The organism is Roseixanthobacter psychrophilus, from assembly GCF_043195195.1.
In the GTDB taxonomy this organism is placed as follows: domain Bacteria; phylum Pseudomonadota; class Alphaproteobacteria; order Rhizobiales; family Xanthobacteraceae; genus NCEH01.
This window is the reverse complement of the sequence record NZ_JBAFWT010000007.1, coordinates 48635-73162: the sequence shown is the minus strand read 5'-3', so window position 1 is coordinate 73162 and position 24528 is coordinate 48635. Positions and strand designations below refer to the sequence as shown.

Here is a 24528-nt window from a genome sequence, read left to right as displayed (position 1 = left end):
AAGCCGAGGTCAGAGCGCGCCCTGCGCCTCGACCACCGCGACCGCCGTCATGTTGACGATACCGCGGGTCGTCACCGATGGGCCGAGGATATGGGCGGGCTTCGCCGTGCCCATCAGGATCGGGCCGACCGGAAGCGCATCGCCCAAAACCTTGATCATGTTGTAGGCGATGTCGGCGGAATCGAGGTCCGGCATCACCAGCACGTTCGCCGCCCCGATCAGGCGCGAGCCTGGGAAGGTGCGCTGGCGGATCTCTTCCAGCAGCGCAGCATCGGCCTGCATCTCGCCATCCACCACCAGCGAGGGATCGCGCTGGATGATCAGGTCGAGCGCCGCGCGCACGCGCTTGGCGCTATGGGTCTCATGCGAGCCGAAGTTGGAATGGGACAGCAGCGCGATGCGCGGCTCCAGTCCGAACCGGCGCACATGGGCGGCGGCCAGGATGGTCATCTCGGCAAGGTCGGCCGGCGTCGGCTCGCTCTGAATCTGCGTATCGCAGATAAAGAAATTGCCCTTGGGCGTGATGAGCAGCGACAGCGCCGCCAGTTCGTGGACGCCCGGCGCGAGGCCGATAATGTCCCGGACCTGACGCAGGTGGCGCATGAAGCGGCCTTCGATGCCGCACAGCATGGCGTCCGCCTCGCCGCGATAGACCGCGAGCGCCGCGATCACCGTGGCATGTGTGCGCACCAGCGTGCGCGCCGCATCGGGGGTCACGCCCCGGCGGCCGGCCACTTCCACCATGGTCCGCACATAGTCGCGATAGCGCGGGTCGTCCTCGGGATTGATGAGGTCGAAATCCACGCCCGGCCGGATCGAAAGGCCGAAGCGCTGCAAGCGGGTTTCGAGCACGGTCGGCCGCGCGACCAGGATCGGACGGGCGATGCCTTCTTCCACCACCGCCTGGGCGGCGCGCAGCACGCGCTCGTCCTCGCCCTCGGCATAGATCACGCGCTTCTTGTCCTGCTTCGCGCGGGCGAACAGGGGGCGCATGATGAAGCCGGAGCGGAACACGAAATGATCGAGCTTGCCGATGTAATCCTCGAAATCGGCGATCGGCCGGGTGGCGATGCCGGTTTCCATGGCGGCACGCGCCACCGCCGGCGCAATGCGCAGGATCAGGCGCGGATCGAACGGCGAGGGGATGATGGAATCGGCGCCGAACGAGCGGGTCTCACCGCCATAGGCGCGGGCCACCACGTCGGAGGGCGTTTCACGGGCCAGCGCCGCGATCGCCTCCACCGCCGCCATCTTCATTTCGGCATTGATGTCGGTGGCGCCGACATCCAGCGCGCCACGGAAGATGTAGGGGAAGCACAGGACGTTGTTGACCTGGTTCGGGAAGTCCGACCGGCCGGTGCAGATCATCGCGTCGGGGCGCGCGGCGCGCGCCTCTTCCGGCATGATCTCGGGCGTGGGATTGGCGAGCGCCAGAATCAGCGGGCGATCCGCCATGCGCTTCACCATGTCCTTGGTCAGCACGCCGCCGGCGGACAGGCCGAGGAAGATGTGCGCCCCGTCGATGACTTCGCCGAGCGAGCGGGCGTCGGTCTTCTGGGCGTAGACCGACTTGTAGGGGTCCATGAGGGTCTCACGGCCCTCATAGACCACGCCCTCGATGTCGCAGACCCAGATGTTCTCGCGCTTCGCGCCGAGGATCACCAGCAGGTTGAGGCAGGCAAGCGCGGCCGCACCCGCGCCCGAGGTGACGATCTTCAGTTCCTCGATCTTGCGGTTGCCGATCTCCAGCGCGTTGCGGACCGCCGCGCCGACGATGATCGCCGTGCCGTGCTGGTCGTCGTGGAACACCGGGATCTTCATGCGCTCGCGCAGGCGCTTCTCCACCTCAAAGCATTCCGGCGCCTTGATGTCCTCAAGGTTGATGCCGCCGAACGTGGGTTCGAGCGCCGCCACCGTCTCGACGATGTGGTCCACCTCGTTCGCGGCGATCTCGATGTCGAACACGTCGATGCCGGCGAACTTCTTGAACAGAACCGCCTTGCCTTCCATCACCGGCTTGGAGGCGAGCGGGCCAATATTGCCGAGGCCGAGCACGGCGGTGCCGTTGGAAACCACGCCCACGAGATTGGCGCGGATGGTCAGCTCGGCCGCCTGGAGCGGGTCGGCCTGGATCGCGAGGCAGGCGGCAGCCACGCCGGGGGTATAGGCGAGCGCGAGGTCGCGCTGATTGCCCAAGGGCTTGGTGGCCTGAATTTCGAGTTTTCCGGGCCGGGGCAGGCGATGATAGATAAGAGCACCCGAGCGCAGATCATCTGAGATGTTGGACGCCATTCCCTTCCCCAACCCTTCTTCACACCGCTTGTTTCAAATCCGGCGGCACGGTAGCCCTCGGCGGCAGGGATGTCACGGGCAAGCGCTACGTTTTTCATGACCTGAAAGCCCGCTGCGGCTCTTTCGAGCGCAACCACAGACTGAAGAAGGTGCAGCCATGAAAAAGCTCGTCCTCGCGCTGGTGGCGCTCGCCGTTCTGGGCATTGGCGGTTATTTCGGCTTCAGCTATTGGAGCGCGGCTACGGCACGCGCTGAAGTTGAGAAGGTGTTCGCCGCGCTACGCCAGTCCGGAGCGCAGGCCAGCTATGCAGCAACTGGGTTCGACCTTCCCAGCCGGACGCTGACGATCTCGGACATCGCCATCACCTCGGCCGAAGGGTCGGGCACCGTGAGAATCGCCCATATGACGGCGCGCGGAATCACCCCTCCGTCCGGGGGGCGGTTCACGGCGGACCTGCTGCGCTTTGATGGTGTGGAGGCTGGCCTCAAGACCGACACCGAGGAGGCGAGCTATATCGCGCCTCTGCTGGAAATCACGCGCTATTCGGGTCCCACCGACGTGATCCTCCCGCCGGGCGGCAAACTGCAGGAAAACCTGCGCGCCACGCTCCAGCATTTTGCCGAGGTCAGCGCGGAGCGGCTGACGGTGCCGCAGATGACCGCCCGCGTCCGCGTTGCCGCGATCCCCGCCAGCACCCAGGCGCAGGGGAGCGAGGCGCAAACCACGGTCGAGGAGTATGGCCCCTTCCACGCCGAGGGCATCGGCCAAGGACGGATCGCACGCATCCGCCTTGAACGCATGACACTTAAATCCGAGCTGACCGGGCACACCCCACCGCTGGGCTTTTCTGCCACGCTTGAGGGCATCGAGGCCACTGCCCTCGACACCGCGCCGCTGCGCGCGCTTTCCCAGCCCGGCGCCGCGGCGATTGCGCCCGGCTACCAGCCGCTCTACGGCCGCATCGCCGCCGCCAGCTATTCGCTGTCGCAGGATGGTGGGGCCACGATCATGGCCAGCAATCTCGCGGCGGACGCCATTGCCATCGATCCGAGCCTGCTCAACCTCAGCCGGATCGATGCGCTGAACGCCCTGTCCGCGCCCGGGCACGCGCTGACCCCGGACGAATCGGTGCGCCTGTTCGCCCTCACCTCGGACGTGCTGAAGAGCGTGAGCTTCGCCTCCATCTCGGTCACCGACACCTCGGTCTCGGACGCCACCGGCAAGGTGGACATCGGCCGGCTTGCCATGACCGGCTATTCCTCGGGCAAGCTGCAGACGCTGCAGGTGGACAAATTCGCCGGCACCGGCGCCAATTCCCAGCCCCTCACCTTCGGCAGCGCCTCGCTGAACGGGCTCTCGTTGACGGCGATGATGGACCTGTCGGCCAAGGCCGTGACCGAGGGCGCGGGTGCCTCGGCCGACTCCATCCTCGCGCTATTCCATATCCTGGACGGAGTCGCGGTCACCGATCTCGCGGTGCCGCAGGAAGGATCGGCCGGCACCATATCCGTGGGCAGCTTCGCCTTGAACTGGGGCCAATTCATCGGCGCGGCGCCGACGCGGTTCACGCTCAAGGCGTCCGACATCAAGGGCCCGATCTCAGACGAGGACAGCCCGCCGTTCAGCTTCCTCGCGGCCGCCGGCATGACCAGCGCGACGCTGAACTTCCAGATGGACCTTGCCTATGACGAGGCGTCCCGGGCGATCGTCCTCGGGCCGGCCAGCGCCGATGTGGCGCAGGCGTTCAGCACGACCCTGGATGCCCGCCTCACCGACGTGCCACGCAGCGCATTCGAGGATGCCACCTCGGCCCTCTCCGCCCTGAACCAGATCGGCCTCGGACCGGTAAAGCTCATGATCGTCGATCACGGCCTCGCCGAACTGGCGCTGAAGCAATATGCGGACCTCGCCAATGTCGGGGTCGAGGAGATGCGCGGCGAACTGGTGGCGGCGGTGGAGGAGCAGGCGAAGGCGCTCTCCGCCGAATTTCCCAATGCCGAACGCGTCGGCGCGGCGCTGGTGCAATTCCTGAAAGCGCCGAAAACCCTCACCCTCACGCTGAGCCCCCGGGACAACGTGAAACTGATGGACCTCGTGCTCGCGGGAGACCCGATCGATATCGCCCGCCTGCTCTCGCTGGATGCGGTCGCCGGTCCCTGAAACGCAAGACGCCCTCCGCGAGGAGGGCGTCCGGCTCTTCGGCGGAGCAACCAACCGCGCTTATTTCTGCGGCAGGTTCAGGCGGATGTGCAGGTCCTTGAGCTGCTTGGGCGTCACCTCGGCGGGCGAGCCCATGAGCAGGTCCTCGGCGCGCTGGTTCATGGGGAACAGCGAGATTTCGCGCAGGTTGGCGGCGCCGCATAGCAGCATCACGATGCGATCGATGCCGGCGGCCATGCCGCCGTGGGGCGGTGCGCCATATTGGAACGCGCGGTACATGCCGCCGAACCGCTCCACCACGGTCTCCTCATCATAGCCCGCGATCTCGAATGCCTTCAGCATCGCCTCGGGGCGATGGTTGCGGATGCCGCCGGAGGCGATCTCAAAGCCGTTGCAGGCGATATCGTACTGGAACGCCTTGATGGTCAGCGGGTCCTGCCCGTTCAGCGCATCGAGCCCCCCTTGCGGCATGGAGAACGGATTGTGGGAGAAGTCGATCTTCTTCTCCTCGTCCGACCATTCGTAGAACGGGAAATCGACGATCCAGGCCAGCTCGAACCGCTCGGTGTCGATCAGCTTGAGTTCCTCGCCCACCTTGGTGCGGGCAAGGCCGGCGAACTTGTAGAATTTCGACGGGTCGCCGGCGACGAAGAAAGCGGCGTCGCCATCCTTCAAGCCGAGCGCCTCGCGGATCGCGGCGGTGCGTTCCGGACCGATATTGTTGGCGAGCGGACCCGCCCCCTCGCCGCCTTCGCGCCACATGATATAGCCGAGGCCCGGCTGACCTTCGCCCTGGGCCCAAGAATTCATGCGGTCGCAAAAGGCGCGCGAGCCGCCGGTCGGGCCGGGGATCGCCCACACCTGATTCTTCGGGTCTTCGAGCATGCGCGCGAACACCTTGAAGTTCGAGCCGCGGAAATGCTCGGAGACATCCTGCATCACCAGCGGGTTGCGCAGATCCGGCTTGTCGGAGCCGTATTTGCGCAGGGCCTCGGCATAGGGAATGCGCGGCCAGCCCTTGGTCACGGGCTTACCGCCGCCGAACTCCTCGAACACGCTCGTGATCACCGGCTCCATCGCCGCGAACACGTCTTCCTGCTCGATGAAGCTCATCTCCAGGTCGAGCTGGTAGAATTCACCCGGCAGCCGGTCGGCGCGCGGGTCCTCGTCGCGGAAGCAGGGCGCAATCTGGAAGTAGCGGTCGAAGCCGCTCATCATGATGAGTTGCTTGTACTGCTGCGGCGCCTGCGGCAGCGCATAGAACTTGCCGGGATGGATGCGCGAAGGCACGAGAAAGTCGCGCGCGCCCTCCGGCGAGGAAGCGGTGAGAATTGGGGTCTGGAATTCGAAGAAACCGCCCTGCTTCATCCGCTGGCGCAGGCCGTCGATCACGCGTCCGCGCAACATGATATTATTGTGAAGCTTCTCCCGGCGCAGATCGAGGAAGCGATACTTCAGGCGAATGTCCTCGGGATAGTCCTGATCGCCGAACACGGGCAACGGCAATTCCGCTGCTGCACCAAGCACTTCCAGCTCGGTCGCATAGACCTCCACCTTGCCGGTGGGCAAATCCGTGTTTTCGGTGCCAGCCGGCCGGTTGCGCACCTTGCCGTCGATCCGCACCACCCATTCCGCGCGAATCTTTTCCGCCGCGGTGAACGCCGGGCTATCGGGATCGACCACCACCTGCGTCAGGCCGTAATGATCCCGCAGGTCCACGAACAGCACGCCGCCATGGTCGCGAATGCGGTGGCACCAGCCGGAGAGTCGGACGCTTTCGCCCACCTGGGCGTCGGTAAGCGCACCGCAGGTATGCGTGCGGTAGCGATGCGGGGCGGGCGACATGGCGAACGGCCTTTCGGACAACCTTGAAACACGGGGCGCGCGGCCGCAAACGACTGGCGATGCTGGCCGCGGGAAGGTGCATGGGCGTCCCTGCTTGTCAAGGCCGCGTCAGCTTCCGCAACGAATTCAGGCCCCTATGCTGCTGTGCATCATCACGAGCCCCCTGTTGGGGCGCGCGGACAATCCGTATAAGATCGAACTCGGCGCGCTTTACGCTCCGACGAGACATGAATGGAAGCGACGGTTCGTTTGTCCGATTCTGGGAACGCCACCGGCGCTTTGGATCGCGCGCGCGGCTGGGATGCGGCGCGCTGGGCGGTCGGCCTCGGCGGCGCATTCATCGTCACCGTCCTCGCCGCGACGATTGCCCTGACCATATATCTGCGGGACCGCGCCCTGGGCGACCGGCATCGGGAACTGGAAAATCTCGCCCTCACCCTCGCCGAGCAGACCGACCGCGCCTTTCAAGCGACGGAGCAGCTCCAGCGCAGCCTGGTCGAGCGCCTGATCAGCCAGGGCGTGAAGGATGAGGCAAGCTTCGTGCGGATCGCCTCGACCCACGCGATGCACGAAATCATCGGCGAGCGGGTGCCGGCCCTGCCGCAGCTCGATGCCCTGACCATCATAGGCTCCAACGGAAAGCTGCTGAATTTCTCACGCTACTGGCCGATCCCCGACGTCAACGTGGCGGATCGCGATTATTTCAAGGCCCTCAGCACCGATCTCGCGGAAGCCCAGTTCGTCAGCGCGCCGGTGCAGAACCGCGGCAGCGGCACGCCCACCGTCTATCTCGCCCACCGCCTCTCGGGGCCGGACGGCCACTTCCTCGGCCTGATCCTCGCCGCCATGCGGCAGGATTATTTCGAGCAGTTCTACGGCGGCATCGACCTCGGCCCCGGCGGTTTCATCGCCCTGAACCGTGAAGATGGAACCATCCTCGCAAGCCACCCGACCGTTGCCGAAACCATAGACCCCGGGACCCAGCGCGCGCTGATGCGCCGCTTGATCCTCCACCCCGCCACCCGCAATCGGCTCATCCCGCCTGGGCTCGTGGACCAGCACGAGCGCGTGGCAGCGTTCCAGAGTCTCGCGCATTTCCCGCTCACCATCATGGTCAGCGACACGTCGCAGGACGTCGCGCGTTCGGTGCGCGCGCAGATATTGCCAATCCTGGTGGCCTCCGGCCTGATTTGCCTCGCTATCACCGTTGCCGTCATCATGGCGGTGCGCCAGCTACGGGCGCAGCAGGAATTCGCGCGGAACGCCTATCGCACCGCCCGCCAGGACGAGTTGACCAGCCTACCCAACCGCCTCTGCTTCCTTGAGCAGCTCGACACCCTGCTGGCCGGCGACCTCAGCGAACGCCGATTCGCCCTGCTGTTCCTCGATCTCGACTATTTCAAGTCGGTCAACGACACGCTCGGCCACGCCATTGGCGACGAATTGCTGTGTGCGGTCGCGCGGCGGCTGGAGGATTATCTCGCGCCGGGCGACATGCTGGCGCGCATCGGCGGCGACGAATTCGGCATTCTCCAGCCGGGCGCCGGAACGCCCGAGGCGCTGATGCTGTCGGAACATCTCATTGCCGCGATTCGCGAGCCTTTCACGCTGAGCCATCACCGGGTCATCGCTGGCGGCAGCATCGGCATCGCGCTTGCGCCGCAGGATGCCCGGCTCGGGGTGGAACTGCTTAAGAATGCCGATCTCGCCTTGTATCGCGCCAAGGCTGACGGACGCGGGCTGGCCCGCATGTTCGAGCGGCAGATGGAGCGGGCGGCCATCGCCCGGCGCACCCTGGAGCTCGATCTGGACGAGGCCTGGCGCCAACAGCAATTCTTCCTGTGCTACCAGCCCATCTTCGCCGCCCAGACCGGCGCCCTGTCCGGGTTCGAGGCGCTGCTGCGCTGGCGCCATCCGAGCCGCGGGATTGTTTCGCCCGCCACCTTCATCCCGGCGGCCGAGGACACCGGCCTGATCGTTCCCATGGGAGCATGGGTGCTTGAACAGGCCTGCCTCGCGGCCGCGAAATGGCCGACCTCGCTCACCATCTCGGTCAATCTTTCGCCGATTCAGTTCCGCGCCGGCGAGGTGGAAGCGCAGGTCAACGCGGCGTTGCAGCGCGCCGGGCTGTCGCCGCAGCGGTTGGAACTCGAGCTCACCGAGACCACTCTGCTGCAGGAAGGCGCGGCGGTGCGCGAGATGCTGCAGAGCTTCCGCGCGCGCGGCATCCTGATCGCCATCGACGATTTCGGAACCGGCTATTCCTCCCTCGGCTATCTCCGCACGCTGCCGATCGATCGAATCAAAATTGACCGGACTTTCGTCAACGGCCTGGGACAGGATACCCATTCCCTACCCATTATCCGCGCCATGCAGGCCCTCGCCGATTCCATCTCCGTGTCCACGACCGTGGAAGGGGTGGAGCGGGCGGAGCAGCTGGAAATCCTGCGGGCAGAACGCTGTACCTATGTTCAGGGCTATTTTCTCGGCCGTCCCAGCAGCGAGGAGGATGCCTTGCGCATGGCGAAAGAGGCAAAGGTTTGACGCTCATATGCGCGGGGCCCTTTCGCCGTGCGCATGCCTTCCGTTATGGTTTGCCACATGGATCCGATCACCTCTACCGAGGCGCTCGCAGCGGCCTGCGAGCGTCTGGCCCGCCACGATTTCGTCACCGTCGATACTGAATTTCTGCGCGAGACGACGTTCTGGCCGAAATTATGCGTCATCCAGGCGGCTACGCCGGACGAGGCCATCATCATCGATGCCCTTGCAGAGGGCATCGATCTCTCGCCTTTCTTCGCCTTGATGGCGAACGAGCGGGTGATGAAGGTGTTCCACGCCGGTCGCCAGGATATCGAGATCGTCTGGCACCTCGCCGGCATCATTCCGCACCCGGTGTTTGACACCCAGGTGGCGGCCATGGTGCTCGGCTATGGGGACAGCATCTCCTACGACCAGCTGGTGCAGCGCGTATGCGGCCACGCCATCGACAAGTCCTCGCGCTTCACCGACTGGTCGCGCCGGCCGTTGAGCCAGGCGCAGTTGGTCTATGCCATCGCCGACGTCACCCATCTGCGCGATATCTACCTGAAACTGCTGGAAGATCTGCAGACGCGCGGGCGTGGCGAATGGGTCGGGGAGGAGATGAAGGTGCTCACATCCCCGGCCACCTACAGCCAGGAACCGGAGAATGCCTGGGAGCGGCTGAAATCGCGCGTGCGCAAGCCGCGCGAACTGGCCGTGCTGGTCGAACTCGCCGCGTGGCGCGAGCGCGAGGCGCAGGCCCGCGACCAGCCACGCGGGCGCATCATAAAGGACGACGTCATCGGCGAAATCGCCTTGCAGCAGCCGCAGACGCCGGAGAAGCTGGCCGAGCTGCGCTCTCTACCCAAGGGGTTCGAGCGCTCGCGCTATGGGGAAGCGGTGCTGGAGGCGGTGCGCAAGGGCCTTGCCCGCGATCCCAAGACCCTGCCGCGCATCGAGCGCGACAAGCCGCTGCCCAACGGCGCCTCTGCCACGGTGGAACTGCTGAAGGTGCTGCTGCGCATGACCGCGGAGCAGCACGCCGTCGCCGCCAAGGTGATCGCCACCACCGACGACCTGGAGCGCATTGCCGTGAACGATGAGGCGGAGGTCCCCGCCATGAGCGGTTGGCGCCGCGAATTGTTTGGCGAGCGTGCCCTGGCACTGAAGGCCGGCAAGCTCGCGCTGGCGGTGGAACGCGGGCGCGTTGTGGCCGTGGAACGCGCGCCGAGCGCAAGTTCGACCGTCTGAAGGCTGGTGGACGCATGCGCCCGCGCGGCTTGCGTCCATTTGGCTGCGAGGCCGGCTGATGGTCGGGCGGCTTGCGGATCGAGCTGAACCACGGCCCGGGTCGAAACGCCGCAATGCCTGCACTCAGCGGATTGGCTTCTCGCCCACCACGAGAAACTGCTTGCCGAACAGCGGCCAGACAAACGGCATCTTCAGATAGGCTGAAATGAGGAAACCTGCCGTCGGCAGGCTCGACTTCATGGTGTACGGCAGGAAGCGCGGAATATTGCGAACCACCTTGAAGCCGGTCTTCTTCAGTCCCTCTTCAAGCGAGAGGTGCGATAGCGGGAGATAATGGTCGTAATAGTCCCAATACTCGCGATAGGCATAGCGAATGTTCGGACCCATAATGATGAAGCGTCCGCCCGGCCGCAGAACGCGCAGAATCTCACCAAGCACGAGGTCGCAGCATTCCTTGTTGGGCAGATGTTCAAGAAAATTGGATGTAAAGGCAACGTCTAAGCTGTCGCTGGGAATCGGCGCGAGGTCAGTCGCCGGTGTCATGACGAAGCGCACATCCGAATTGAGGTGACTGGGCGCATCGGGGTTGATGTCGATTGCGGTCTTGCTCTTGGCCGAGACGTTGTTGATGAACTCCCCATAGCCGCAGGCCAGATCAAGAACATCCTTCTTATCGCCGATCAACGGATTGAAAAATTCCGCGCAGAGAATCCGCCACACTTCGGCGCGCTTGCTCAGACCCGTTTCCAAAAATCTCGCTCGATAAATTTCCTGCACGTCAACCATCAGTATGCATCCCACCCGTTCGAGCCTGAACTAGAACACCTCACCTCGGCGGGCGTTTCTTTATCAAATTATACGATTTATGAACGAGCAACATTCGAAAATCTCCGCAAAGTGGTGCCGGCAACGGAGCACCACCTGACGGGAGGGCATCGCTCAGATCGTCACCACCACGGGTTCGCGGCCGATCAGTTTGCTCAGTTGGCGCAGGCGGCTCTGCACGCGATCGTTGACGAGGTCCGCGAGATCCTGCGGCACGCTCAGCACCACGGTTTCCCCGCGCACCTCCAGCTCCGTGCGGGGCAGAATGCCGGGCATGGCGGCCGACAGAAGGTAGGCGACGCGCATGCATGCGCCGAGAATCCGCGCCCGGTCCAGCATGCCGGTGGAGACCAGCTCGAGGATGCGCGGGGCGGCTTCGTCCTCGGACAGGCCGATATGGCGGAAATAAACCGCCAGCGCGATATAGGCCCGGCCGGGATGGTCCACGCCCACGAATGCGGCATGGGCGATGATGTTCAGGCTCTGCTCGCTGCGATAATCGGGATGGGCGCGCCAGCCGATATCCGCGAGCAGGCAGGCGGCCTGCCGCAGGCGGCGCTCGTCGGCGCTCTCCTCCAAGGCGCGTGAGGATTCGAAGAAGGAATCCGTCCACAGCACCAGTTCCTCGCCATGCTGCGGCGAGCGCGAGCGCAGCTCGTTCAGCTCGCGCGCGGCTGCGAGCAGGGGGTCTTCCTTGCGTTGCTCGGCATCGAGCAGGGAATAGAGCAGGCCCTCGCGCACGCCGAGGGCGGAGATCGCCACTTCCGACGGGCGGCCCTCGCGCACCACATTCTCCAGCACCAGCGCGCCATAGGCGAGCAACGAGCGGCGAGCGTCAGAGATGGCGTCGATGTGGGACAGCGCCTCGGCGTCGGCGCGATGGACGATGCGGGTGAAATCCAGCGCTTCCTTCGCCGACATCACGTAGCCGTGCATGACGTGCAGCGGATAGCCCTTCTGGAACATGTGCAGCCGCGCGAGCGCGCGCCAGGTGCCGCCTACCGCATAGAAGGTCCGTCCGGCGAGGCCGGTGAGCACGGGCGCCTCACGCACCGCGTCGCGGATGATCTTTTCCGACTTGCGCAGCGACTTGCCGGAGCGGTCCTGCAGCGCCAGCACGCCGAGCGGCAAGGTGATACCGGCACCGACCTTGAGGCGCTTCACGTCCACCAGTTCCAGCGATCCGCCGCCGAGGTCGCCCACCACCCCGTCCGGCGAATGGACACCGGAGACGATGCCGAAGGCGGCGAGTTCCGCCTCGCGGCGGCCGGAGAGAATCTCCACCTGCGTGCGGCAGATCGATTCGCATTCGGCGATGAAGGTGGGGCCGTTCTCCGCATCGCGCGCGGCCGCCGTGGCGAGGGCATAGACCACGCCCACCCCCATGGCGTCGCACAGGGCGCGGAAGCGCCTCAGCGCCGAGAAGGCCCGGTCCACCGCGTCCTGCGCGAGGCGCCCGGTGGACAGCACTTCGCGGCCGAGACCGCAGAGCGCCTTCTCGTTGAAAATGGGCGTCGGCGCGCGGTTCAGCGCCTCATACACCACGAGCCGCACGGAGTTCGACCCGATGTCGATGACGGCAACAGGTGCCGTCACCGCCATGTGGTCGGACGTATGCGGCGCGGGCCCGCCGCCCTTAGCGGCGGACGTAGAGGCTGCGCGGCGAAGAATCTTTGAGAGACTTTCCACGTCCGGACAAGCTCGGATTGGTCATGAAATAACGATGAGCGTTGAACGATTCTTCGCCCGGCGCCGGGACTATGCGTTCGGAAGAGCCATCGGGCAACACCCGCCAGCTCTGTTCGTTGTCGATAAGATTGGCCACCATGATCTGATCCAGCACCTGCTCATGCACGGTGGGGTTCATGATCGGGCAGAGCGTCTCGACGCGGCGGTCGAGATTGCGGGTCATCAGGTCGGCCGAGGAGATGTAGACCAGCGCAGCCGGGTGGGGCAGCGCATGGCCGTTTCCGAAGCAATAGATGCGGCTGTGCTCCAGGAACCGGCCGACGATGGATTTCACCTGGATGTTCTCGGACAGGCCGGGAATGCCGGGGCGCAGGCAGCAGATGCCGCGGATCACGCAATCCACCCTTACGCCGGCCGCGCTGGCGGCATAAAGCGCGTCGATGATCTCGGGATCCACCAGCGAGTTGCACTTCAGCCAGATCGCCGCCGGGCGGCCGGCACGGGCGTGCTCGATCTCCTCGGCGATGTTCTGGAGAATGCGCGGCTTCAGCGTGGTGGGGGAAACCGCCATCACGTCCAACTCGCCCGGCGTCGCATAGCCGGTGATGAAATTGAAGATGCGCGCCACGTCCTGCGCGATCACCGGGTCGGCGGTGAAGAACGACAGGTCGGTGTAGATGCGCGCGGTAATGGGGTGATAATTGCCGGTGCCCACATGGCAATAGGTGGCGAGCGCACCGCCTTCGCGGCGCACCACCATGGACAATTTGCCGTGGGTCTTCAGGTCGATGAAGCCGAACACCACCTGCACGCCGGCACGCTCCAGGTCGCGCGCCCAGCGGATATTGGCTTCCTCGTCGAAGCGGGCCTTCAGTTCCACCAAAGCGGTCACGGACTTGCCGGCCTCGGCGGCTTCCGCCAGCGCCTTCACGATCGGGCTGTCGGAGGAGGTGCGGTAGAGGGTCTGCTTGATGGCGACGACGTTGGGGTCGCGGGCGGCCTGGCGAAGGAACTGAACCACCACGTCAAAGGATTCATAAGGGTGGTGAACCAGAATGTCCTTCTCGCGAATGGCCAGAAAGCAATCTCCGCCATGGTCGCGGATGCGCTCGGGAAATCGCGCATTGTAGGGCGGAAACTTCAGGTCCGGCCGATCCACCGAGACCAGCTGGGAGAATTCGTTCAGCGCCAGCACCCCGGTGACGACGAAGATCTCCTCGTCCTTCACGTTCAGCTCGCGGGCGACGAAATTGCGCAATTCGTCGGGCATGGCCGAGTCCGCTTCCATGCGGATCACCGAGCCGTAACGGCGCTGCTTCAGTGCGCTTTCGAACAGGCGCACCAGATCCTCGGCCTCTTCCTCGATGTCGAGGTCGCTGTCGCGGATCACGCGGAACACGCCCTGGCCCTTCACCGCATAGCCCGGGAACAGGCGGGCGATGAACAGGCCGATCATCTGCTCAAGGGTGATGAAGCGCTGGCCCTGCCGTTCGCTATCGGCGAGGCGGATGAAGCGCTCCACCTTCGCGGGGATGCGGATCAGCGCATTCATGCCGCGCCCGTCGCTCTGCCGCACCAACTGCAGGGCCAGGGAAAAGCCGAGGTTGGGAATGAAGGGGAAGGGATGGGCGGGGTCGATGGCGAGCGGGGTGAGCACCGGAAACACATGGTGCAGGAAATGGGCTTCCAGGCGCTCGATGTCGGCCGCGGTCACGTCCGCGCCGTCCACCAGCGTGACGCCGACGCCGGCCAGTTCCACACGCAGCTCGCGCCAGCGCGCCTGCTGATCGAAGATCAGATTGCCGGCGCCGTCCATGATGGTCGCAAGCTGCTCGGAAGGGGAGAGTCCGTCAGGGCTCAGAGTGGTGACGCCCTCGCGGATCTGCTCCTTGAGGCCGGCGACGCGCACCATGAAGAATTCGTCGAGATTGTTGGCCGAGATGGAGAGGAAGCGCAGCTGCTCCAGCAGCGGATGATTCTTGTTTGAGGCTTCTTCGAGCACGCGCCGGTTGAAATGCAACCAGGAGATTTCGCGGTTGATGAAGCGCTGCGGCGCGGCCGCTAGATCGAGAACGGTATCCACACTGGTCTCCGGAGCATAGTCCTCGACCAAGGCCAAGGCGACGGTGTCATTCGCGTTCATCGATAGACCCCCATTTTCCGGCGGAACATGGCCGTCTTGCATGACCACTCTATGACGGTTGACTTGACGTGTCCTGGCCGTCCTTCGGAACATCGCCCTCATCGTTAGACGGCTCGTCATCGAGGGCGCCCTGCCCCTCCCCGCACAGGTTCTTTTCTTCGCGCAGCACCTGCGCCGCGAGGGCCCGCGTCACCGGACGGCGCGCCGCCAGCGCGGTGCGGTCGATCGCCGCCACCAGCGCCTGCGCGCCCTCCACCGTGCGTTCCATGCGCAGGAGCAGATATTGCACCGTCGCATCGTCGACGGGGATTTGACGGTCACCGAACAGCTTGACCAGGACCGCACCGAGCAAGGCATCGTCCGCAGGCGCGATTTCGACGCTCGGCACCGCCCGCAGGCGCGAGACCAAGTCCGCGGTGGCGAGCGCAAAGCCCGAGGGCGGAGTGCGCGCGGTCATCAGCACGAACGCATTCTGCTCGCGGGCGAGGTTCAGCAGGTGAAACAGCGCCGCCTCGTCGAACGCTCCGGCCACCAGATCTTCCAGCAGCAGGGCACCGTGAGCCAGCGCCTGCGGCACCCCGGCGCGGGTAAGATCGCGCGCCGGGAGGGTCAGGGCATCGGCGGTGCGCGCGAAGATGGCGCCGAGATGGCTCTTGCCGGCGCCGGCCGGGCCGACCAGGCAGACGACGCGCGCGGGCCAGTCGGGAAAGGTGTCCACCAGCGCGAGCGCGGCGGCATTTCCCGGCGCGGCAAGAAAATCCTCCCGCAGCAGGGCCGGCTGGGTGGGCAGATCGAGCGGAAGCTGTCGGATCGTGGGGTCGCGCCCGGCCATGGGCTCACACCGTCTCGCGCGGCGGGGAATCGGCGTCTTCATCGCCGGTATAGAGCGGGCTGTGGAAATATTGGCTGAAGGCGAAGCGCACCAGAACGCCGGACGCCGCCGTCAGCGGCACCGCAAGCAGCAGGCCGACGAAGCCGAAGAGATAACCGAAGGCAAACAGGGCGAACATCAGCCAGACCGGATGCACGCCGATGCTGTCGCCGACCAGCTTGGGGGAGAGGATGTAGCCTTCCACCGTCTGTCCGACGAGGAAGATGCCGAGGATGATGCCGATCATGGTCCAGTCGGGGAAAAACTGCACGATCGCGACCCCCATGGCGAGGATCAGCCCGGTGAGCGAGCCCACATAGGGAATGAAGGTGATGAAGCCGGAGACGATGCCGATCAGCAGGCCGAAGTTCAGCCCGGCCATGGTCAGCGCCACGGCATAGAAAGTGCCGAGGATGAGGCACACCAGCGCCTGACCGCGCACGAAGCCGGCCACCGCCATGTCCATCTCGCGGCCAAGCCGGCGGATCAGCGGGCGCTGGTGAACCGGGATCCAGCTGTCCACCGTCATCAGCATGTGGTCCCAGTCGCACAGCACGTAGAACACCACCACCGGGGTCACCACCACCAGCGCGAACACCGAGAGCAGGGCCTGCCCGCCCGACCAGAGCGACGTGAGCAAGCCGAGCAGATAGCTCACCCCCTGGGACATCAGGTCCGACAGCGAGCGTTGAACGTCGGGAAGGCGATCGCCGAAGAACCGGTTCAGCCATTCCCGGTTTTCCTGAGTGACCAGATTCTGCAGGCGCGTCACATAGGACGGCAGATTGGTGATGAACTCGAACAATTGGCTGGAGAGCAGCGGCAGCACCACCAGCAGCAGCAGAACCACCACCAGGACAAGGATGCTCACGAGCGCCAGGCTCGCCGGCGTCCGGCCGAGGCCGACGCGCGCCACCCGCTCGACCACGGGGTTGAGGAAATAGGCCAGCGCCATGCCCGCGACGAACGGAAGCAAAATGCCACGCAGCAGCCAAAGCCCGACGATCACAGCGACGAGCGCGCCGATCCAGAAGCGAAGCTGAAGCTGAATGGCCATAGCTCCTCCCGGATCCGCTCCGGTGCGCCGCCCCGGGGCGGTCAGCGCGCCATATGGCGCATCCATTCCGCGAGATACGCAGCCGCCGAAAGCGCCGTCAAGAGCCCCACCGCCACCAGCCCGACCTGGAACGCGCTGCCGACGTCGATGGCCAGCCCGGCGCTTGCCAGCACAAGCGCGGCAAAGGCGATCTGCACCGCGGTATTGACCTTCGAGACCACCAGCGGACGGATCGTCACCGGCTTGTCCATCAGCACCGACAGCAGGATCGCGCCGATGATCATGACGTCGCGCGTCACCACGGCGATCGCGACCCAGCGCGGGATCAGCTCCGCGACAGCGAGCGAGACGTAGATCGAGATCAGCAGCGCCTTGTCGGCCAGCGGGTCGAGATAGGCGCCAAGCTCGGTCTGCATGCCGAACCGCTTGGCCAGGAACCCGTCCAGGGCATCCGAGGCGCCGGCGAGGACGAACAGCCAGAACGCCAGCTTCACCTCGCCCGAGGCAATCGCCCACACCAGCACCGGCACCAGGAGAATACGGCACAACGTGATGAGGTTCGGCAGGCTCATGGCGCCACCAGCCTTCCTGTCCCGTGCCTCTTCTCCAGGTGCCGCATCAGGTGCCGCTTACCCGCGCTTGATGGAGAGCGCGCTGAAGCTCTGGTCGCCGGCCAGGGCCTGGAGGCGCGTGATGGTGACGTTGCGCGGCACGATGCAGCAGAAGAAGATCTGCTCGGCGATGTCCTCGGGGGTCAGGTGGCGGGTGTTCTCATAAAGCTTGCCGGCGCGGGTCTCGTCGCCCTTGAAGCGGACCAGGGAGAATTCAGTCTCGGTCAGGCCAGGCTCCACATTGGTGACGCGCACCCCGGTTCCCACCAGATCCGCCCAGCAATTCAGCGCGAACTGCTTCACGAACGCCTTGGTGGCACCATAGGTGTTGCCGCCCGGATAGGGATAGTCGCCGGCGACCGAGCCGGTGAACACCACATGCCCCTCCCCGCGCGCCACCATCCCCGGCAGCCCTGCGCGCACGGTGTAGAGCACGCCGTTGATGTTGGTCGCCACCATCTCGTCCCAGTCCGCCATGTGTGCCGTCTGCGCGGGCTCCAGCCCCATGGCGAGCCCGGCATTGGCGCACACGACATTATAGCTGGCGAACGGTTCCGGCAGGGAGGCGAAGGCGGCCTGAGTGGCCTCCCAGTCGCGCACATCCAGCTCCAGGGTGTGGATGGCGTCGCCGAATTCGGCCGCGAGCGCGGCGAGGCGGTCGGCGCGGCGGCCGGTGACGATGACCTTGCTGCCGGCCGCGAGGAACCGGCGGGCGGTGGCGGCACCGATGCCCGACGTCCCGCCGGTGATGAGGACGGTCAACGTCTTGGGGTCGAGCATCTGGTACATGGATCACTCCGGCGCGATTTGGCTGACCATAGAGAAAGAACGCGCCGCGTTTAATCAAGCGTTGGGGTGGCATGGAGGTACGCGCCAGCCATGCATCCGGCGACGGCATGTTGTCGCGGCGCCCCTTGGGTCATCCTCTCGCCATGTTCTCGATAAATTGTTCCGGCTTACGGTCTCCGCCTCCGGGGGAGCCAGATGCGGCCACTTTTTGAGCCGGCGTTAACGCTTTTTGCGCAAGCTGGGCGATGGCGGTGAGAAACGGGTGTCGCTAAGTTGCGGTAAGGTCCGGAGAGAGATTTGATGAAGTTTATGTCCGCTTCTGCGGTCTTCGCCTCAGCGCTGCTCCTTGGGGGATGCAGCACCGAGTTGGATGGTTTCGGAACCAAGACCAGCGCCGTGGACTCCAACCGCGTGCTCTCCGCGCCCACGGCTTCCGTCGAAAGCGCGCCGATGCCCGCACCGTCGACCACCGGCTCGACCGCCGCTGCGGCACGCCCTTCCGGCGCGAATGCGACCACGGCGGCCGCCGCCGTCACCCCGAGCGCCGCCGCGACCGCCAGTTCCGTCCCACTCACCCCCCCGCCGGTCAATCCCGGCGGCACGGCCTATGCGGCTAGCAACGAGCAGGAACAGCTTGCCGGCGCCTGGACTTTCGCCTGGGACGACGGGCAGCACACCTGCCCGGTGACCCTGTCCACCGTGCGCGGCGCGAGCGGCCTTGCCGCGCAGGCGGACATTTCGTGCCCGAGCGAAATCTTCATGACCAAGGGCTGGGACGTGATGGGCGCGGATATCGTGCTGCAGAACCACGTGGGCAAGATCACCGCCCGCCTGCAGCCCTCCGGGGCGAACCGCTATGTGGGCGTGATCTCCGACAACAACCAGGCCATCGCCCTCACCCGCTGAGAATCGCGCTTTTCGCGATCGCCTGGGCGCGGGCGAGGCCCAGCGCAACCACCCGGCGTTCTCCCTGCAATCAGGACCGGACGAGCGGCGCGCCTCAGCGCGTTGAGGCGCTTTGCATCGCCGTCTGCGGAGCGACCGCATCGGCGCGGCGCTGCAGACCCAGGGGCGCGCCCAACAGCAGCGCCAGGATAACCCCATAAGCCATGGCGAACAGCGCCCAGTCCCGCCAGGAAGGGGCGCCGCGCGAAGCGGAGGGGGGACGGGACGCGGAAATCGTCATTCCATATAATCCATCTGCGTTGTTGATTAACAATCTCGCAGATCTGGATACATGTCAATATAACATATAATTTATGTATATATGGGCGCCGGCTATTTTCCGACGAAGATTGCGGGCCGCTTCTCCACGAACGCCGCCGCGCCTTCGGCAAAATCCCGCGTGCTGGCGCAGGCGATGAACGCCGCACGTTCCGCGTCGAGCTGCGCGGCAAGGGTGTTGTCGAACGCACCGCGCATCAGCGCCTTGATCCGCCCGAGGGCCAAGGTCGGCCCCGCCGCCAGCCGCGCCGCCAGCGCATCGGTCTGCGACTCCAATTCGGCCAGCGGCACGACCTTGTTGATCAGGCCGATTCGCAGCGCCTCCGGGGCATCGATCACATCGGAGAGCAGCGCCAGTTCCAGCGCCTTGCGCAGCCCCACCACGCGCGGCAGGCTCCAGCTCGCGGAGCCGTCGGTGCTGGTGCCGATGCGGCTGTAGGCCATGGTGAACCGGGTATCGTCGGCGGCGATCACCAGATCAGCCGCCATGGCAACGCTGAGGCCACCACCCGCCACCGCCCCCTTCACCGAGGCGATGACCGGCGGAGCGAGCCCGTTGAGCAGCGTGATCGCCTCATGGAACGGTACGATCAGATCCGACACCACGTCGGGCGCCGTCACGCCAGCCGCATGGAAGCGCCCGACATCGCCGCCCGCCAAAAACGCCCGCCCCTCGCCGGAGAGCACCACCGCGCGCACCGTATCATCGGCCGCGATCGTCCGGGCGGCATCGCGGAAGGCGACGATCATCTCCTCGTTCAGGGCGTTCAGCACCTGCGGCCGGTTGAAGCGCAGGCGCGCGATGCCGTCGGTTACGCTCAGAAGGATGGATTGGCTTTCGGACATTTCAGCTCTCCCGCATCCGCCGCTTCGGATGCGGCTTGAAACGAAGGCTGCACCGAGGCCCGGTCGAGGTCAACGCATAGGTCAAGCCCTTGCCCCATTGGAAAGGGTGACACACACTGCGGCCTGAAAAGACCGCGAATGCGGAAAGGCCCACCCGGAAGGAACCTCCATGCCCCTGCCCGCCGCCCTCGAAGGCCGCCTCAAGGCGCCGATCATAGCCGCGCCCATGTTCCTCGTCTCCAACCCCGATCTGGTGGTGGAAACCTGCCGGTCAGGCCTGCTCGGCACTTTTCCGGCGCTGAACCAGCGCTCCACACAGGCCTATGGCGATTGGGTGGACGAGATTGCGGCCCGGCTCGCCGACGCGGAGGAGGCAGCCCCGTTCGGCGTCAATCTGATTGTCCACCGCACCAACACCCGCCTCCAGGACGATGTTGCGATGACCGTGCGCAAGAAGGTGCCGCTGGTCATCACCTCGCTTGGGGCGGTGCCGGAAGTGGTGGCGGCGGTGCATTCCTATGGCGGCCTGGTCTTCCACGACGTCATCAGCCGCCGCCATGCGGAAAAGGCGGCCGAAGCGGGGGTGGACGGCATCATCGCGGTCTGCGCCGGGGCCGGCGGACACGCCGGCGCCCTCAGCCCGTTCGCCCTGATCCCCGAGATCCGGGCGGTGTTCGACGGCACCATCATCCTGTCGGGTGCCATGTCCACCGGTGCCCATGTGGCGGCGGCCCGCATCATGGGCGCGGACCTTGCCTATCTCGGCACCCGTTTCATCGCCACCCGCGAGAGCGCGGCGGCTGAAGGCTATAAGGAGATGATCGCGCAGACGAGCGCGGCGGACGTGGTCTATACCTCCGCCATTTCCGGCATCAATGCCAATTTCCTGCGCCCGAGCATCGCCGCCGCCGGGCTCGACCCGGACAATCTGCCGACCGGCCAGAAGCTGGATCTGGAACACGAGGCCCGCGCCTGGAAGAACATCTGGTCCGCCGGCCAGGGCGTCGGCTCGGTGCTGGATGCGCCGCCGGCGGCGGAACTGTGCCGCCGACTGATCAGCGAATATCAAGCCGCGCGGGACAGCGCCGCCCGGCTGCTCTGAAGGCTTCGGCGGCGCGGTCACCGACCGACGCCGCCAAACACGTTTCCCTCTCAGGCCCGCCTCAGCGGAACAGAGCCCGCAGTCCCGAGGGCTGGCAGCGTAGGAACTGGTTGGCGGCCCACACTTGGCCGCCAAGGGCGGCCGCGGCATGCCAGGGCCAGCGCGGATCATAGAGAATGCCGCGCGCGAGGCCGATCATGTCCGCCTGCCCCGAGGCGACGATGTCTTCCGCCTGCTGCGGTTCGGTGATCAGCCCCACCGCGATGGTCTGAAGCCCGGTCGCCTTGCGCACTGCATCGGCGAAGTCCACCTGGTAGCCCGGCTTGACCGGGATCGACTGTTTCGGCGAAAGGCCGCCCGAGGACACGTGGATCAGCGCGCAGCCGCGCGCCTTCAGTTCCTTCGCGAAGGCGATGGTGCCTGCGAGATCCCAGCCACCCTCGACCCAGTCGGTGGCCGAGACGCGCACGCTGATGGGCTTTTCCTTCGGCCAGACCGCCCGCACCGCCTCGAACACCTCCAGCGGGAAGCGCATGCGGTTTTCCAGGCTCCCGCCGTAGGAATCGGTCCGCTGATTGGACAGCGGCGAGAGGAATTGGTGCAGCAGATAGCCGTGGGCACCGTGCAGTTCGATCAGGTCGAAGCCGATCCGATCGGCACGCTGCGCGGCCGCGACGAACGCCGCCTTCACCCGCGCGAGGCCGGCGGCGTCGAGCGCGATCGGCGCGCCATCGGCGGGGTTGAAGGGCACGGCGGAGGGGCCATGGGGCACCCAGCCGCCAGCCGCGGGAAGCACGGCGCCGCCGCCGGCCCACGGCACATGGACCGAAGCCTTGCGGCCGGCATGGCCGAGCTGAATGCCGAGCGGCATGGGCGAGCGCGCCCGCACGCGGGTGACCACGTCGGCGAGCGCCGCTTCGGTCTCGTCCGACCACAGGCCGAGATCGTCCGGAGAGATGCGGCCGTCCGGTTCTACGGCGGTGGCTTCGAGGATCAGCAGGCCCGCGCCGGAGAGGGCGAGGTTGCCGAGATGAATCAGATGCCAGTCGGAGGCCGCGCCGTCCTTGGCCGAATATTGGCACATGGGGGCGATGACGATGCGATTCTCAAGCGTCAGGCTGCCGAGGGTTATGGGCGTGAAAAGCTGGCTCATGGGACGTTCCAGGTGGAAAGGGGCCGCGCCGGCGGCACGGCGCCGGGGATCAGGGAATGAGCAGGATCGCGCCCTGAGTGGCGCGAGCCTCGGCGGCCTCATGGGCCTTCACCACGTCGGCGAGCGGAAAGCGGGCGCCGATCGCCGCTTTCACCTTGCCGGTGGCGATGGCGTCGAACAGATCGGCCGCATTGGCGCGCAAAGCGCCCGAGTCCGCATTGTGGGGGAAGATCGAGGGGCGGGTCAGAAAGAGGTTGCCCTTCTTGCCCAGCAATTCCGGCTCGATGGCCGGCGCCTTGCCCGAGGCGGCGCCATAGGACACCACAAGGCCGAACGGCGCGGCGAGGTCCATCGACTTCAGCAGCGTGTCCTTGCCGACCGAATCATAGACCACCCGCGCCTTGCGGCCGCCGGTCGCCTCCAGCACCTTCTCCACCCAGTCGGGCTTGGAATAATCCACCGCCACGTCGCAGCCGGCGGCCAGCGCGATCGCGACCTTCTCCGGCGAACCGGCTGTGCCGACCACGAACGCGCCGAGCGCCTTGGTCCAGCTTGCGAGGATCTGCCCGACACCGCCCGCCGCGGCATGGATCAACACCATGTCGCCGGGCTGCACCGCATAGGTCTTCTTGACCAGATATTGCGCGGTGAGCCCCTTGAAGATCAGCGCCGCCGCCTCCTCATCGCTGATCCCGGCGGGGATCTTCACCAGCCGCTCGGCGGCCACATTGCGCAGGTCCGCATAGGCGCCCAGGCTATCGGAAGCGCTGGAGCCGGCATTCATATAGGCCACATGATCGCCGACCTTCAGGTCGCGCACGTCGCTGCCAACCGCCGCCACCACGCCCGCCGCCTCATGGCCGAGGCCGGACGGAAGCGGCATCTGATAGACACCGGAGCGCTGATAGACGTCGATATAATTGAAGCCGATGGCACTCTGGCGCACCTGGACTTGGGTCGGCCCCGGCGGCGGCAGATCGCGGGTCTGCACCGTCATTACGCTCGCCGGCCCGAAAGCCTCGATCCTGACCTCGCGCGCTTGCGCCATTTTCCGCACCCTTTGTCTCCGCGCCCCTTATGAGGTACGCTTCGCGCCGTACCTTAGCCAAGTTCAGGTACGATGCAAGTCGTACCTTGGTTTCGGGAGCCGCACCCGACGACCCGACGAAGGAGACACTGTGCCGGACGCAGAAGGCCACCCCACCCCCGAGGAAATGGACCTGGGCAAAATCTTTTCAGCCCTGGCGGACCCCCTGCGGCGGCAAGTGGTGGTGGCGCTGGCGCGCGAGCCCGAGGAAGCGCCGAAGGCCTGCACCACGTTTCGCCTGCCGGTCGCCAAGGCCACCCGCACCCATCATTTTCGCGTGCTGCGGGAAGCGGGACTGATCTTCCAGGTGGATCGCGGCAACGGCCGCTTCAGCACGTTGCGCCGCGCCGAACTGGACCAGCGCTTTCCCGGATTGCTTGACCTCGTCCTGCGCGAAGCCGCACGCGAGACGCCGGAAACCGACGCCGCCTGAGGCATCGGCACTGCCGTGCCGGTCCAAGTGTTTGCTGACCTAAAACACCTTCGGGCGCGCCGGGATGACTGCCGCGCTCCAGCCGCGGCTTTGCCCGATAAGCACCGCGCCAAGGCCGTGCGCACACCATTTTAAATGTCTACAAAGTAAATCAACAATTCTCACATGCAGGCGATGTGAGAATTGTTGATTGCTTTGGGAGTTCGGATATTTTACAACAAGATTGAGCGTTAAAGTAATTTAACGTAAAAATTTGTAATTTATGGGGTTGTCGCGGCGCGACGACCCGCGACAACCGGACAGGACCATGACCTCCCCGCTGCAGCAGAAGCTGAAGATACTCGGACCCACGGTCATCACTGCCAACCGCCTGTCGGATGGGGTTTCCGTGTGGCTGACGCCGACGCACGAATGGTCGCAGGCCATCGCCGACGCGGCGGTGGCCACCACCTCCGAGCAGGCGCTGGTGCTTCTCACGGCAGCCAATGGCGATGAAAACCGCGCGGTCGGCGCCTATGCCGCCTCGGCCACCCTCGGCCCGGACGGGACGGCGGCGCCGGCGAACCTGCGCGAGCGCATCCGCGTCTACGGCCCCACCATCCCCCTGGACAGCGCCGCCTGAGCGC

Annotated in this window: 20 protein-coding genes; 7 read left to right on the top strand and 13 right to left on the bottom strand. The window is 65.8% G+C overall.

Annotated features, from left to right (window positions below):
- Nucleotides 1–9: 9 nt before the first annotated feature.
- Complete coding sequence (locus V5F77_RS09435; protein ID WP_429005092.1) at nucleotides 10–2292, bottom strand: NADP-dependent malic enzyme; 2283 nt, start codon at nucleotides 2290–2292, stop codon at nucleotides 10–12.
- A 157-nt stretch (nucleotides 2293–2449) separates the two neighbouring features.
- Between V5F77_RS09435 and V5F77_RS09430 the strand changes: the two genes are divergently transcribed.
- A complete protein-coding gene (locus V5F77_RS09430) occupies nucleotides 2450–4453 on the top strand; it encodes a hypothetical protein (RefSeq protein ID WP_429005091.1) in 2004 nt (667 codons plus the stop codon).
- A 60-nt stretch (nucleotides 4454–4513) separates the two neighbouring features.
- On the opposite strand, the gene aspS is transcribed toward V5F77_RS09430, so the two are convergent.
- A complete protein-coding gene (gene aspS, locus V5F77_RS09425; RefSeq protein ID WP_429005090.1) occupies nucleotides 4514–6298 on the bottom strand; it encodes an aspartate--tRNA ligase in 1785 nt (594 codons plus the stop codon).
- A gap of 231 nt (nucleotides 6299–6529) precedes the next feature.
- Between aspS and V5F77_RS09420 the strand changes: the two genes are divergently transcribed.
- Nucleotides 6530–8842 (top strand): putative bifunctional diguanylate cyclase/phosphodiesterase, encoded by a 2313-nt coding sequence (locus V5F77_RS09420; protein ID WP_429005089.1) that lies wholly within the window; start codon nucleotides 6530–6532, stop codon nucleotides 8840–8842.
- 57 nt (nucleotides 8843–8899) lie between these two features.
- Entirely contained in the window at nucleotides 8900–10072 is a 1173-nt protein-coding gene (gene rnd / locus V5F77_RS09415; protein WP_429005088.1) for a ribonuclease D, read from the top strand.
- Between the two features lie 123 nt (nucleotides 10073–10195).
- Here rnd and V5F77_RS09410 read toward each other — a convergent pair whose 3' ends face one another.
- From V5F77_RS09410 to V5F77_RS09380, 7 genes are all read right to left on the bottom strand, one after another.
- Nucleotides 10196–10858 carry a class I SAM-dependent methyltransferase gene (locus V5F77_RS09410; RefSeq protein WP_429005087.1) on the bottom strand — a complete coding sequence of 221 codons (663 nt, stop codon included), beginning with the start codon at nucleotides 10856–10858 and terminating at the stop codon, nucleotides 10196–10198.
- 153 nt (nucleotides 10859–11011) lie between these two features.
- Nucleotides 11012–12499 (bottom strand): exopolyphosphatase, encoded by a 1488-nt coding sequence (ppx, locus tag V5F77_RS09405; RefSeq protein ID WP_429005086.1) that lies wholly within the window; start codon nucleotides 12497–12499, stop codon nucleotides 11012–11014.
- Nucleotides 12500–12533: 34 nt separating this feature from the next.
- Entirely contained in the window at nucleotides 12534–14729 is a 2196-nt protein-coding gene (locus V5F77_RS09400; protein ID WP_429005085.1) for an RNA degradosome polyphosphate kinase, read from the bottom strand.
- 49 nt (nucleotides 14730–14778) lie between these two features.
- Nucleotides 14779–15561, bottom strand: a complete 783-nt coding sequence (locus V5F77_RS09395) for a chromosomal replication initiator DnaA (protein WP_429005084.1) — start codon at nucleotides 15559–15561, stop codon at nucleotides 14779–14781.
- A 4-nt stretch (nucleotides 15562–15565) separates the two neighbouring features.
- Entirely contained in the window at nucleotides 15566–16657 is a 1092-nt protein-coding gene (locus tag V5F77_RS09390; protein ID WP_429005083.1) for an AI-2E family transporter, read from the bottom strand.
- 41 nt (nucleotides 16658–16698) lie between these two features.
- Nucleotides 16699–17229, bottom strand: coding sequence for a CDP-alcohol phosphatidyltransferase family protein (locus V5F77_RS09385; protein WP_429005082.1), 531 nt, complete (start codon nucleotides 17227–17229; stop codon nucleotides 16699–16701).
- A 57-nt stretch (nucleotides 17230–17286) separates the two neighbouring features.
- Nucleotides 17287–18057 (bottom strand): SDR family NAD(P)-dependent oxidoreductase, encoded by a 771-nt coding sequence (locus V5F77_RS09380; RefSeq protein WP_429005081.1) that lies wholly within the window; start codon nucleotides 18055–18057, stop codon nucleotides 17287–17289.
- A 300-nt stretch (nucleotides 18058–18357) separates the two neighbouring features.
- Here V5F77_RS09380 and V5F77_RS09375 point away from each other — a divergent pair, with 300 nt between their 5' ends.
- Complete coding sequence (locus tag V5F77_RS09375) at nucleotides 18358–18963, top strand: protease inhibitor Inh/omp19 family protein (protein ID WP_429005080.1); 606 nt, start codon at nucleotides 18358–18360, stop codon at nucleotides 18961–18963.
- Between the two features lie 94 nt (nucleotides 18964–19057).
- Here V5F77_RS09375 and V5F77_RS09370 read toward each other — a convergent pair whose 3' ends face one another.
- A complete protein-coding gene (locus V5F77_RS09370) occupies nucleotides 19058–19243 on the bottom strand; it encodes a hypothetical protein (RefSeq protein WP_429005079.1) in 186 nt (61 codons plus the stop codon).
- Nucleotides 19244–19335: 92 nt separating this feature from the next.
- Entirely contained in the window at nucleotides 19336–20127 is a 792-nt protein-coding gene (locus V5F77_RS09365; RefSeq protein ID WP_429005078.1) for an enoyl-CoA hydratase/isomerase family protein, read from the bottom strand.
- A 169-nt stretch (nucleotides 20128–20296) separates the two neighbouring features.
- Between V5F77_RS09365 and V5F77_RS09360 the strand changes: the two genes are divergently transcribed.
- Nucleotides 20297–21229, top strand: a complete 933-nt coding sequence (locus V5F77_RS09360) for an NAD(P)H-dependent flavin oxidoreductase (RefSeq protein ID WP_429005077.1) — start codon at nucleotides 20297–20299, stop codon at nucleotides 21227–21229.
- A 61-nt stretch (nucleotides 21230–21290) separates the two neighbouring features.
- Here V5F77_RS09360 and V5F77_RS09355 read toward each other — a convergent pair whose 3' ends face one another.
- The gene (locus V5F77_RS09355; protein ID WP_429005076.1) at nucleotides 21291–22382 is read right to left on the bottom strand and encodes an NADH:flavin oxidoreductase/NADH oxidase; all 1092 of its coding nucleotides are present in this window, start codon (nucleotides 22380–22382) and stop codon (nucleotides 21291–21293) included.
- A gap of 49 nt (nucleotides 22383–22431) precedes the next feature.
- Nucleotides 22432–23430, bottom strand: coding sequence for a quinone oxidoreductase family protein (locus V5F77_RS09350; RefSeq protein ID WP_429005075.1), 999 nt, complete (start codon nucleotides 23428–23430; stop codon nucleotides 22432–22434).
- A 130-nt stretch (nucleotides 23431–23560) separates the two neighbouring features.
- Here V5F77_RS09350 and V5F77_RS09345 point away from each other — a divergent pair, with 130 nt between their 5' ends.
- A complete protein-coding gene (locus V5F77_RS09345) occupies nucleotides 23561–23902 on the top strand; it encodes an ArsR/SmtB family transcription factor (RefSeq protein ID WP_429005074.1) in 342 nt (113 codons plus the stop codon).
- A 307-nt stretch (nucleotides 23903–24209) separates the two neighbouring features.
- On the top strand, nucleotides 24210–24524 hold the full coding sequence (locus V5F77_RS09340) for a DUF2849 domain-containing protein (RefSeq protein WP_429005073.1): 315 nt from the start codon (nucleotides 24210–24212) through the stop codon (nucleotides 24522–24524).
- Nucleotides 24525–24528: the final 4 nt, after the last annotated feature.

What these genes read in the sequence shown, in the direction of transcription:
- V5F77_RS09380 (WP_429005081.1), bottom strand. Translation starts at nt 18,057, where the DNA reads ATGTACCAGATGCTCGACCCCAAGACGTTGACCGTCCTCATCACCGGC.
- V5F77_RS09435 (WP_429005092.1), bottom strand. Translation starts at nt 2,292, where the DNA reads ATGGCGTCCAACATCTCAGATGATCTGCGCTCGGGTGCTCTTATCTAT.
- V5F77_RS09385 (WP_429005082.1), bottom strand. Translation starts at nt 17,229, where the DNA reads ATGAGCCTGCCGAACCTCATCACGTTGTGCCGTATTCTCCTGGTGCCG.
- V5F77_RS09365 (WP_429005078.1), bottom strand. Translation starts at nt 20,127, where the DNA reads ATGTCCGAAAGCCAATCCATCCTTCTGAGCGTAACCGACGGCATCGCG.
- V5F77_RS09430 (WP_429005091.1), top strand. Translation starts at nt 2,450, where the DNA reads ATGAAAAAGCTCGTCCTCGCGCTGGTGGCGCTCGCCGTTCTGGGCATT.
- V5F77_RS09350 (WP_429005075.1), bottom strand. Translation starts at nt 23,430, where the DNA reads ATGGCGCAAGCGCGCGAGGTCAGGATCGAGGCTTTCGGGCCGGCGAGC.
- V5F77_RS09340 (WP_429005073.1), top strand. Translation starts at nt 24,210, where the DNA reads ATGACCTCCCCGCTGCAGCAGAAGCTGAAGATACTCGGACCCACGGTC.
- rnd (WP_429005088.1), top strand. Translation starts at nt 8,900, where the DNA reads ATGGATCCGATCACCTCTACCGAGGCGCTCGCAGCGGCCTGCGAGCGT.
- ppx (WP_429005086.1), bottom strand. Translation starts at nt 12,499, where the DNA reads ATGGCGGTGACGGCACCTGTTGCCGTCATCGACATCGGGTCGAACTCC.
- V5F77_RS09375 (WP_429005080.1), top strand. Translation starts at nt 18,358, where the DNA reads ATGAAGTTTATGTCCGCTTCTGCGGTCTTCGCCTCAGCGCTGCTCCTT.
- V5F77_RS09370 (WP_429005079.1), bottom strand. Translation starts at nt 19,243, where the DNA reads ATGACGATTTCCGCGTCCCGTCCCCCCTCCGCTTCGCGCGGCGCCCCT.
- V5F77_RS09400 (WP_429005085.1), bottom strand. Translation starts at nt 14,729, where the DNA reads ATGAACGCGAATGACACCGTCGCCTTGGCCTTGGTCGAGGACTATGCT.
- V5F77_RS09360 (WP_429005077.1), top strand. Translation starts at nt 20,297, where the DNA reads ATGCCCCTGCCCGCCGCCCTCGAAGGCCGCCTCAAGGCGCCGATCATA.
- aspS (WP_429005090.1), bottom strand. Translation starts at nt 6,298, where the DNA reads ATGTCGCCCGCCCCGCATCGCTACCGCACGCATACCTGCGGTGCGCTT.
- V5F77_RS09395 (WP_429005084.1), bottom strand. Translation starts at nt 15,561, where the DNA reads ATGGCCGGGCGCGACCCCACGATCCGACAGCTTCCGCTCGATCTGCCC.
- V5F77_RS09390 (WP_429005083.1), bottom strand. Translation starts at nt 16,657, where the DNA reads ATGGCCATTCAGCTTCAGCTTCGCTTCTGGATCGGCGCGCTCGTCGCT.
- V5F77_RS09410 (WP_429005087.1), bottom strand. Translation starts at nt 10,858, where the DNA reads ATGGTTGACGTGCAGGAAATTTATCGAGCGAGATTTTTGGAAACGGGT.
- V5F77_RS09420 (WP_429005089.1), top strand. Translation starts at nt 6,530, where the DNA reads ATGGAAGCGACGGTTCGTTTGTCCGATTCTGGGAACGCCACCGGCGCT.
- V5F77_RS09355 (WP_429005076.1), bottom strand. Translation starts at nt 22,382, where the DNA reads ATGAGCCAGCTTTTCACGCCCATAACCCTCGGCAGCCTGACGCTTGAG.